6 protein-coding genes are annotated in these 11,663 nt (G+C 51.6%); 3 read left to right on the top strand and 3 right to left on the bottom strand.

What is annotated here, in order from left to right:
• Positions 1-51: 51 nt before the first annotated feature.
• Positions 52-4,215: a tetratricopeptide repeat protein gene (locus tag J3P93_RS13820; RefSeq protein WP_434588746.1), complete on the bottom strand. Its 4,164-nt coding sequence runs from the start codon at positions 4,213-4,215 to the stop codon at positions 52-54.
• Between the two features lie 1,059 nt (positions 4,216-5,274).
• On the opposite strand from J3P93_RS13820, the gene J3P93_RS13815 reads away from it, so the two are divergent.
• A complete protein-coding gene (locus J3P93_RS13815; protein ID WP_434588744.1) occupies positions 5,275-5,778 on the top strand; it encodes a hypothetical protein in 504 nt (167 codons plus the stop codon).
• A gap of 576 nt (positions 5,779-6,354) precedes the next feature.
• Here J3P93_RS13815 and J3P93_RS13810 read toward each other — a convergent pair.
• Positions 6,355-7,527, bottom strand: coding sequence for a hypothetical protein (locus tag J3P93_RS13810; RefSeq protein WP_434588742.1), 1,173 nt, complete (start codon positions 7,525-7,527; stop codon positions 6,355-6,357).
• A gap of 901 nt (positions 7,528-8,428) precedes the next feature.
• Between J3P93_RS13810 and J3P93_RS13805 the strand changes: the two genes are divergently transcribed.
• Complete coding sequence (locus J3P93_RS13805) at positions 8,429-9,460, top strand: hypothetical protein (RefSeq protein ID WP_257118136.1); 1,032 nt, start codon at positions 8,429-8,431, stop codon at positions 9,458-9,460.
• A gap of 94 nt (positions 9,461-9,554) precedes the next feature.
• Here J3P93_RS13805 and J3P93_RS13800 read toward each other — a convergent pair whose 3' ends face one another.
• Entirely contained in the window at positions 9,555-10,538 is a 984-nt protein-coding gene (locus J3P93_RS13800) for an SDR family NAD(P)-dependent oxidoreductase (RefSeq protein WP_434588740.1), read from the bottom strand.
• A 555-nt stretch (positions 10,539-11,093) separates the two neighbouring features.
• Here J3P93_RS13800 and rfaH point away from each other — a divergent pair.
• The gene (gene rfaH / locus J3P93_RS13795; RefSeq protein WP_434588738.1) at positions 11,094-11,627 is read left to right on the top strand and encodes a transcription/translation regulatory transformer protein RfaH; all 534 of its coding nucleotides are present in this window, start codon (positions 11,094-11,096) and stop codon (positions 11,625-11,627) included.
• The last annotated feature ends 36 nt before the right edge of the window (positions 11,628-11,663 follow it).

Raw genomic sequence — 11,663 nt, 5'->3', positions numbered from 1 at the left:
AGGTGATTTCCTGCGGAACATGCTGCCTGTCAGGTTGCAGCATGATGAATGCTAATCCGCTTTCCTGCTTTCCTCTGTATGACCGCTCTGAGCCGATGCCGGTGCAGGATTTTGGGCTTTTAGCTGAATAGAAGCTAGCGGCGAGGGCACCACGACCGCCCAGAAAGGGACTGCATAAGCGAAGGAAACCTTCGCTTCCAGTGTCACCGGCCTGCTAGGTCGCTCTGCGCGCTGCATCGCAACATGTAGTCTGTGCCCTATGGCTTTGCGGGCCACGGAATTGATTTCTACACCGGCTAACGTGAGCAGGATCCGTGTGTGCGCCAACCTATGGAAATCGTCAGGGCAGCTCGGGTGGCGGAACATCGGTTCAAAACAGTACTCAATAAGCTGCAGCATCACACCTAGGTTACAGCGCACCTGCAGAAACATCAGACAGACAAAGTCGACTATAACGGGCACAGCAGTATCAAATGTTAGGTTCGGCTCGGCCAAGTAACTCCGCAATCGGTTGATACCTATGTTTGCAAACGTTTCACCCTGATCCATCATGGTGACAAGGTCGGCAGCTTGGATCGAGATGAAGCTGCGCCTGGTCATCACCATTTGAATAACCGCCCGGGAGTACTCGGCACGCACCAAGCGCCCGGAAAACAGCTCATTCGTCAGTAGCAGTTTAGGAGATGCTCCTTTGATCTCCAGGAGTCCTGCTATAGCTCGGAGGCGGGCGTCTAACGACAGCAGCCCACCGCCGTATTCCAGGCAAACAAGCAGGGTTGCATACTCGCCTTCACCCAGAATGTCTTTGAGCGTATGCATCTGTGCCGGCAGTGTGGGTGGGCCATATGCCGGTACCACGTCACAATACTCATCAATAGCGGCACGGATTGAGTCGAAAAAGGCACGCTCCCGATGCCAATTTTCCTCTGTCTGCTGCTGCATGCCGAGTTGCCCATCGCGTGAGAATAGCATCCCTCCTTTGTGAAATCGCGAAGACGACTCTATCTTCGTTTCGATTGCCTGCTTGGTGGCCGCGGCTACATACAGGCTGGGGATGTGCTCAAGTACATCGAGCATTCCAAGCGTCGCAAGCTCTACCAGCATGGGAAAATCTACCACCCAAGAGTGATCGGAGGCAGCGATAACCGGGAACTCATCATGGGTCTGGCCCACACCCATCGAGACCTCCAGCAATGGCCCCTCATCGGGCCAGCCTCTGACGAGATCGATCACATCCACACCGAGCATCTGTGCGATCAGCCCGAGCGTGGCCATGTGCTGGCTGTAGAGCCCAATTGTTTTAAGGCCCTGGGTTTTTTTTCGTTCGATTTGCTCGATGAAGAAGGAGATATCCAGCTCACCATCCTCACGCGTGGGGATGGTCATGGCGACTAAATTTTTGCTCGGAACGACCGCGCTTGAGACCTGCCCATATGATAGATCGAGCAGACGTCGGTGAATGGTCACAATCCGCTTAACCTTGAGCGTCTGCTCTCCTATCAAGCTACGGATAGTTGTGGTTTCGCCAACTTTGAGACCCATTAGCGCGACAGCCTGCGCGGAGTTCGCAGCGATGAACTCGGCGGTAGGTGAGAGAGGGGGGGCAAAGTCAAAATCTATTGAAACGTAACCGCTGCCGCCGTTGCTATCTTCGAGTTCGACTGACGTACCACAAGCGACCTCGACTGGGTTGGTGAGGAAAGCGTCCACCGTGCCGGATGCCATGACCATGAGTGAGATGTGACCGGCAGCAGCCTCAAGATTTCCCGAGCTAACTCGCATGGTGCGGTAAATGCGGGCGATACCTTGATCATGCATCCCCCGACTGATCTCTGCGTTAGCAAGTTTCAATTGATCCTGAGCGGAGCCTTCCAGAAAGACAGGAAGCGCGGCTATGCACGCGTCCATCTGCTCAGGGTTTATGTTGGCTAGAATCTGGATCAGCAACAACCATGCACTAGCATCAAGGGGGCTCTCAGAAGCGATCATCTCTGCGATTTCACGCATTTTGGGCCAATCACCGGCATTACCGTAAACGTTCAAAGCCACGTTTCGGACATCTGCGGACTGGCGCCATTCACCAGGAAGCGACTCCAGCAAATCTCGAACCTTCGCACGCTGATCAGTTAGGACGTAGGCGTGAAGAAGATCCACGTGCAGTGGAGTAAACGAGTCGCGGGGAAGCACGCGTTCGAGCATTGCGATAGCGTCATCGTGACGCCGTGCATGGAGCATCCATTGCGATGCCATGGACAGCTCCAGCAAATCGCTGCTTTGCGGTGCGAGTTCAGCCACACGATTCTCGAATGCCTGGCGCACTGCTTCGTTATCGATGAAGGCCCGAGCAGCGAAAACCCCATCGGTGATATTGCTGTTCTGGGGAGTGACACCTAGCAGCGAAAGCTCTTTCTGAACTGCATTATTGCGTTGCTGACGCAGCAACAATTCCCAGTGCATGTGGCGGAGTATCCGCAGCACTTTCGCCGACTCATCCGTGACAGGCCGCTGCACCTGTACACCATAGGCAGACTCGAGCATTGGCTCCCGACCCGCAACCAAGCATGCTTGGCCGAAGACCACCAGTGCGTCATCGGGAAGCTGCTCAAGGCGATCGCAGAAGCGATCAACCGCTTCACCTTCACGATTCAAATCGCATAGGGCCTCAAGCTCCACTCGGGCCGATGTCTCATGTTCTGGGAGGCTACGCTGTCTTCCCTGGTCGATCATGTCCAACGCCTGAGCCGGCTGCCCCAATAGCAGATACGCATAGGCGAGGTGGAACACGACGTCAGTCGTTGTCCTAGGACTTTGCTCGGCCCATAGCACAGCCTCACGATCCTCAAACTTGGACATGGCGTCCATTATGAGCTCGCGTCGATCCTGAGGCTGGGATCGCGTATTCACGTGGAACGGGTTATCTGTGGCGAGTCGCAGGGCAAAGCGCAGATAGTTTTCAACGATGAAAATAGAGCTGTCAGGCTGCTCCAACGCTTTCTTGATAGCGTTGACGGCACCAAGATCGTCCCCGGCGCCAGCCCTGGAACTGGCCACCATCTGCCAGGCCCCGGATTTATCGCGAAAGGCTTCGGGGATCTCGTCTTCAGTTAGCTCTTCTCTATTGAGGACTCTTGCGTTGGTGTAAGCGATCCATACCGAATACGACTCCGGAAAGCGAGCCTGTGCCGCCTGGCCAACCTGGAGAGCAGCCTGAATATCATTTTTGAGCATGTGAGCCCGGACATGACCCGCAGCGAAACGATCATCGTCGATATAGAGGTTTGCGGCTGCCTCAAGATCTGTCGAGGCGATCTCATCGTTCCCAAGATGCCAGAAGCACATCCCACGAAGGAAATACCAACGGGCCTTCTGGTGAATATCAAACGTGTCCAGCTCGTCCTCGAGGAGTTCCAGCTGAGTCAAGGCATCCTTGTATCGGCGATCGTTGTGCAGCGTGCTGATGCGGTCGAGCTGGCGCGTAGCAAATGTAGTTTCCGACCCCTGGATTGCGATGGGGAGGTCATCAGTCAGCAGTGTGCTACCGGCAGCGCGGCCAACGGAGAGGAGGGGAGCGAGATATTCCGCCAGCGGGGTAAGCTCTGACGCGCGCTCATGGCTGATAGGCATCGTACCCATTTGGTAGGCCTGCACACTCTCGCGTATCAGCTTGGCCGTATGAAATTCCTTGGCAAGCTCACCCAGATGGGCTGAAGCGGAAGAGAGATCGATTTCTCCGGCCGTGCCATTGAGCTCAGCACACACAGCCAACAACTGCGACCACACCGCGCCGCTGTCCTGGCTTGGCAATGCCTGGGCGATGAACTGCTTTTGGTATCCGGCTTCCTGAGTGCGATCCGAGTCCAGGTCATGGGGCAAGAATTTCAGGTGTAACGCGAACTGGCGCAGGTCTTCGTCGCTAACCGCCGCCTCATTATATTGTTCAGCTGCAGCCTTAATGGCGGCGTAAGCAGTTCGGTTTCGAGCGTTACTCAGCCCCTCTGACTGCACACGGACGTGCCAAGATTCATGCGAAATCGACGCTAAGGCCAGCTTGACCACCTCCACGGCGCCCTCCATGGAAGACGAGCTGGACACGTGGTACACAATAAGATTGTCGTCCAGTCCGCGCTGGAAAGTTGGCTTGATGAAGTCGAGCCACGCAAGCCCTACGGCCTCGGTAAAAATTTCGTTGGCAGTCGCCTTGAGTGACCGCTTCATCTGCATCCTGATGGTTGCTTTCTGTCCGGTACTCCCCGACGCAGCATAGACAACCAGGTCGTCAGTATTGTGGTCAAATCCTCGACCTTGGAACAGCAACCCTACGATGACAAATCCTTCGCGCAACCCCGCACACGGGATGCCCAGGCACATAGCGAGCAGCCGCACCGCTTGCACGCGTTGCTCGAATGCACCACCGCGCCCGCCCGTGGAAATAGGACTTGCGACCTTCTTCTGCTGGGGTTTCGGTTTAGGGGTGGGAGCTTTCTGTCCCTTTGGCTTTGGGGCCCTTGCCATACCTGGCTCGCACAACTGATAGAGGGCCCTATCTTATCGATCATTCAGCGCCATGCGTAGCGTTGAATTCGCAAGAAATTACAGAGCGTGACGCTTGGGGCAGGGGGCGTATCGAGCGCCGACATCGTCGAAATGAAATGAAACCATCACCCGAGTGGACGAGCAAATGATCAACACCAAGAGTGATATGCATCGAGATGAACCACACACATCCAGAATCCGGAGCGCGCTTCAAAATTTAACGGAGCATGCGATTGCTGGACATCTACAACAATAGGTGGAGCGACGCTACTACTGACTGCTTTTTTCAAAAACCATAATCGACGAATCACACATATTAAAATATCATATAAAAAACTCCTGAAATAACAAAAATGCAAAAAAACAATCGAAAAATTTTGACAATGCATCTGTTTTGTTTAATGCCTCAAAGAGAAATCTTAATTACAAATATTGCCAAATTGGCAATTTATTGAAATAAATAGCACGAACAGGCCGCTAGTCTACAGTTCAAACCTCTTGATTTTGTTATCATTATCAATATATCCACCAAAGCAATTAACACAAATTGACTGGGCGTCAATTGAAAAAAAACGGGAATGAGCAAAGTCGATCCTATTGCGCACTGGAAACGTAATTTGACTTTTTAGCACTTCTACCAAGCTCATAAATTTAAGATCTGCATCTTGACTCTTAAGGAGAAAATCCTAGGCTGTCATCTGAAATAAAGATTTCAATTCGCCCGCTAGAGGAAATTAAAAAATGAATAAGAGGAATGAAGTCCCCTCACTAAATGGTGGCATACATCTGCATAATATACCGCATAAGCTAAATCAGCTCCCGTACAAACCAATTATCACCCTCGCGGTCGATAAATTAACTCAAAGTATTATCGGATTCTCAATTCAAGAAGCACATGTCGCGAAAAACGTTCAGACTCACATTCGTCAACTGTTAGCCACGCCTATCAACTATGCTCGGAATCCTATCGCACACCACTTTTCTGAGGCCCTAGGCTACGTCATTGATGATGGTAAGACCGAGTTCTGTAATGCCATCTTTGCCAAAGCATTGGAAAAGTTTGCTTTGCAACTAAAACTCGCCAGTAATAAAAGAATAGTTAGAAGGATCGAAATCGATCAGTTTCTGGCAGACGTATTTGTGACCCCATCACTGCGCCTCCGCGGTAAACCCCGACCATCGCCTATAAATCCTCCGTTTGGTGAACTGTGGCGTCGGCGCGGCCACCGTTTCCCGCAGAAATAGTATTGATTCTATTGAAAATGCTCATGTGCTCAGCATTCCCAGGAGTAATGGCTGAGCCTCCAGTGGAGCGAACCCCAGAGGACAATCGCCATTATTAAGTTGCTTAAACGAACGGGAAGCAGAGATTTATGGATGGTAGCGACCAGATCTACGCATTGGCCGCCTTCCGCTGGAACTGATGGCCGACACACAGGTGTTGTAACGAAGAGTTAAGTCTATTCGAGACAAAATTCAGATCGACGAGGTGCAAGATCTCAGTGGTTACAACTGGCGAATCGTCCATGAATTACTTGAGTCGAGGATTGACATCCGTATGGCTGGTGGCGTGCGCCAGCGGTGCTATCGACCAACTGAGCTTGAGTGGGTTCTTGCATGGAAAAAGGAAGGGCTACAGAGCATTGACTATGCGACCACGACATCGACAAACCTGGTAGCTCCAAACTGCCAGTGCGGATGCTGAAGTTGAGAGGAGCGGGGCGCTCTCGAGGGGCAACCGTAATTGTAGGCAGCTACCTAGCAGTGCTAGTAGGCAGCCTGAGCAAGTCATATGAAGCGACAAGCAACTTTTTAGATCATCTAGGAATTTTGGTTTTTATTACACACCACTTGCCGGTTTGCGCGCGCCGAACGCCGTACCTGGCTGAACGTCAACTGGAAGAGTTTTGCCGCAGTTTCTGTTGCACCGAGTAGCGTCTCATCATTCCTTGCTGCATCGGCAATAGCGACCCGATTCCGTCGGATTACGTCCTGAACACTGCAGATAGCCATGCCTTTCAACCTCCGACTATCGGTCAATGTACAGATATCAGGAAGCGCATATGTGATCGGCAGCCCTCGAGATTCAACGTAGTCCTTCAAAATCAGAATGAATTCATTGCATAGCGGACGCTGAGTTTCGACAGGTGCCCCTGGGTTATCAATGAATACGCCGTGGCTGCTGCGAGACGCATCACTTTGCTTGGGCGGGCGCGGATAAATCAAAAACTGGCTTAGCAACCCCGCGTGCGCGCCGTCCCGACATAAGCCAGCCAGCGGAATAGTCGTGAATCTCGCAACACCTAACATGAATCGACAAAGCTCGTATTCGGGGTTGCTAAAGCGCCTGTTCTCAAGATGTGCGAATAGCCAATGTAGTTCGATGGGCGAAAGATTTGCAGTGTCCAGCCCCTTATTTGGTGGGGTTTCCGGAGGCTTAGCCATGACCGGCGCCGGCTGCCCCCGAACCCCTGCGCGCCACAAATAATTGAGGAAATGAAAAGTAATACCGTGCACTTTGCGCATGACTGTGCTGACGATCGGATTATCGGGGGCCGGTCGATAGCAAGGGCGCCAAGCCGGATTAATTGGCTGTTTTGTGAGAACAGGATGGCCACGGAACAGGAAGCGATATCCAGCGGTACGCTGAGATACCCAATTCTCGTCAGGCTGGTTAATGAAGTGCAAAAATCGAGTAAAGCTCTCACAATCCCATTCCGTTATGGGTTGCCGGTCAACAAGAAAACTCCAGTTCAGCGCCATCTGCAACACAGACGTGTAGTCCAAGTAACGGCTAGCCCAAGGTGTTTGCTTTGTCTGCATTGATTCAAGGATAAAATCCGCGGCATGGCGGCACATTTCGAATGGGAGGCATGAAGGGTCGACATCGGATAGCCGTCGAAGGACATGGACGTTTGCCGGAAAGTCCACGCCTTCGTTTAAGCAGCGGACGAACGCCGACATCTTCGGGAAAATTGGGAATGGGTTTGACATACAGTTCATGGGAATGGCACGTTTATTAGCTCAGGATGAGTGTAGTCCGAAAAGCTAATGTGTCTGGCACATAGGTTGCGCTGTGATTGTTGCGGAGCGGCTTGTAGGTATTCACCTAACCCATAAAGGCGGTTGTGATCTGCTTACCATCTGTCGATGGGAGGATGTGTGGCAGGCCAAGAGAAGGAGTACGATTCATTGGAGGTTCTCAGGCTAGAAGCTTCCGAGCAAACAGCGTCCGTTATCAAAAAATATCTAAGGGACACGGAGTCGATCAGGCAGGCACAAGCCTTTGAAATTACCGAGGCTCGAGCGTCCGGATTCAGAAAATTTCCGTCCAATATTTAGGAAACGCTGACATGGAACCTGAGGCTACTCCCGTCCATGATTTAACATAATATACATTACACGTAACAAGGTATTACAGGATTAGCCTCGATGTATGTCGAGATTTTTTAAATATGCGAATAAACAGCTAAATATGAAACGGCCGCAAAATCAGCCCCTTAGTGACCTCCGCTCACTGCATCCAGAAAAATATTATTTAAATATGCGCATCGGCTTCATGCCGGGATCGGAAATCCTTAAACGCTAGCGTGAGAATCGAGTCCGGCGTCCTTCGTCGCGGGATCTGTTTGCAGATCACAGGTCAGGCAATCGTTTGATCTCTCAAAGGTCTAGCGTTGATCTTGCCGTATCCGTCGTACCTAATCGACCTGTATGAACAGCGCTTCCAGGAATGTCGCCAGCCACGACGCTGTCTGAAATTTGCCGCGTTCAGCGTGGAGTTGGTGCAAAGATTTCAACTGCTGCCATCCGTGGTAACTCGACACCACGCACGCGCCTTGACGATAATGGGTTTGCCGACCATCGCTCATCCCATTCCCAGAGAATAATCATCATGGACGACTCGCAGAGTACTTCCGCTGAACCCGCCAAGAAGTTTACCTCCAAGATGCCTGAACAGTTTGGTATCCAAGCAAGAGGCTTTACTGATGCCGACACGGCAACACGCCTTGCCACAATCGTTGGCGAAGCTGTGCGTGCACTGGGTGGGAAATTCGATTTGAGCGGCCTCGACGGCGTAACGCTTGCCGTCGACTACAACCAAGCTTTGCTCGATCTGGATCGCGGGTACGAAACGAACTACAAGCTGACCGCTACTAACTCGCACGTTGTAGGAGTTGCCATGACGCCTGGCGTTTTGCGTAACGGTGCTTTGAAGTCGCACATTGTCCTAAATGCACACCATATTTCGCCTCTTATTGACCTGGAAGATGCCCAAGGTCGAGATCATGCAATCCATATTTTGGCCCATGAGTGCGGGCATGTTGAAGTGACTAATGCGTTCGACCGCTGCTTCCCTAACGTGCTACTGCGTCAGAAAAATGGGTCGATTCTGGAACAAATGCAGTGGCAAGTAATTCTTGCCGTGTGGGACGAATTTGCGGTCACGTCCATTTCTGCTGGTTTTGGAGAGAGCCAGACTGAAGCCTATGAAAACACGTTTATCAACGACTTAGCTCAAGCTGACAAACGCTCCAATAGACTGATTTTGAACTACAGAGAGCATGGTTCAGTTGATCAGATTCTAGGTGAGATATACGGGTGCTACGGCGACGTTCTAAAGTTCGCTGCCTACCACTTGGGTAACCTCGAAGGTTTGGGAGTTCGTTGGCAGGACTCTGAAAAAACGGCCTCAACTCTCAAAGATCATTGGTTTTTGCCATATTTTGAGCGCTTACAAGCTGCCTGTCTCGAAATCGCTAAAGACTATGGTGAGTGGAAAAATAAAGCCAGCTTTACTCTAATTGCAGACATCATCGATGACTTGGCTGAAAGAGCCGGTTTGTTGATAGAACCCATGGAGGATGATCGTTTCTGGGTGGATATCCCCTATACTCCTGAAACAGATCCCCTCCTCTGCAAATAACCTATGGGAATAACTCAACTAAACCGTCATTTAGTGTAGCTATCAATCAAGCTGCGGTTAGCGGCCCTGTATCAGCCTTTCATCTCACTAATCGTCACGACTGGATTTGATAATAGTCGCGATACCACGCAACAAATCGGGACACGCCATCTGCAATATCCACCTGCGGAGAAAACCCTGTCCACTGTGCAAGTGCCGATACATCGGCCCATGTACTGACGACATCGCCCGCTTGCAACGGCAGAAAATTGTATTGAGCTTTAATACCCAGCGCTTTCTCCAGGCAGTCGACAAAATCCAGCAACTTTATAGGCTTGCCACGCCCTATGTTGAACAGTTTGTTAACGCCCTCGCCCTCCTTCGCCGCTGCCGGCGGATTGCAACGCAACAATGCGATACCTTCGACAATGTCATCTATATAAGTGAAATCCCGCGCCATCTGGCCGTTGTTATAAATATCGATCGGCTCGCCCTGCAGGATCGCTTGAGTGAACTTGAACAGCGCCATGTCCGGTCGGCCCCAGGGCCCATAAACAGTAAAAAAGCGCAGCCCACTGGCTTTCAATCCGTAGAGATGGCAATAGCTGCTGGCTAACAATTCGTTGGCGCGTTTGGTGGCCGCGTACAGCGAAACCGGGCGTTCGACCGGATTATCAATGCTGTAAGGCAGCTCGCTGTTAGCCCCGTACACCGAACTGCTTGATGCATAGATCAGATGCGTCGGCGGGTAAAATCGACAGGCTTCCAGCACGTTCAAAAAGCCCAGCAGATTCGACTGCGCATAGGCGTCAGGGTTGTCCAGTGAGTAACGCACACCGGCCTGAGCGGCCAGATGGATGACTTCGGTAAAACGATGCTCTTTGAACAGCGCCATCAATGCCGGCTTATCGACTATGTCCATCAGTTGAAACTCGAAACCTGGCAGTTCGCTTAGTTGCTTTAGTCGCGCCCGCTTTAGTTCAGCGCTGTAATAATCGTTGAGATTGTCGATACCGATTACTTGCTGGCCTTGTTGAACTAATCGTTTCGCCGTGTGATACCCGATAAAGCCTGCCGCGCCAGTCACAAGAACGGTCATAGTCCCTGCTCCCCTCAATCGAATAGGCGATGAGTTATAACGCCGTCCGCCAGAAGCCGTCCATAGCTTATAAGCATTTGGTAGCCGCTCAGTGGTGGAGGATCTCAACGATCTGACGCTGCCGGTCAATGTAAAAAAACCGGACACGCTTTAACGTCAAAATAAAAATGGACTGAAAACAAGGAGATAGGCGCAGGAGATACCGCTAGTCGACAAATGGCGTGTTTTTTGACTCGGATCGTTTGACAGACTGCGAAGACTGGCCGATAACTACCAACGTCTAGCTGAACGTGGCGCGAGTGCCTTCTCATTCGCTCCAGATAGTTCCACAGCTAACCCCTTAGCAACCTAACGTAAACACTGCGAACATGCAGACTGTGCGGTAGCTTTGTCTTTGAAAAAGTTCAGCCAACATCGAGCCGGACAAGTGATTCATTATTGAAACACAGCAACGTTACATCATAATAAGAACACACCCTGCCAATTGTCTCCACACAGCCCTGAATAGAGCTTCTGCCTGCCCTAAACTTCTCGAACATCAAAGAGTTTACTCGCATGCCAGCAATCAGCTCGGATCAACCCAATTGGTATCTGTTGCAATGCAAACCACGCCAGGATGAGCGCGCACACCTCAACCTGCTCCAGCAACACTTCGTGGTCTTTCACCCTCAACTGTTCACTGAGCGCGTCATTCGCGGGAAACGACAGCGCGTGATGGAATCGCTATTCCCCGGTTATCTGTTTATCCAGCTCAGCCGCACAGACAACTGGGCACCGTTGCGCTCGACCCGTGGCGTCAGCCGGATTGTCGAATTCAATCATGGTCCCGTCGCCGTGGCAGAGCATGTCATCGAACATCTGCGCGAGCGCTGCCTGGGATCGGATTCGGATGTGCAAGGCCGCCTTGAACCCGGTGAGCAGTTGCGCATCATCAGCGGCCCGCTCTCTCCACTTGAGGGTGTATTCCAGGCCTTGCACGGCAACGATCGAGTGATGCTGCTGCTGCAGTTTCTCAACCGCGAACAGCCGGTCTGTCTGCCGCTTAGCGTTATTCAACGACAAAAACACAGCTTTCAATCGTACAAATAACTGCTCGTCCCCCGTGCCTTTTCTCAGGAGCCATGA

Source organism: Pseudomonas sp. R3-57 (genome assembly GCF_051132065.1).
GTDB lineage: Bacteria > Pseudomonadota > Gammaproteobacteria > Pseudomonadales > Pseudomonadaceae > Aquipseudomonas.
The sequence above is the reverse complement of the archived record's forward strand: the minus strand, read 5'-3'. Positions and strand labels throughout refer to the sequence as shown.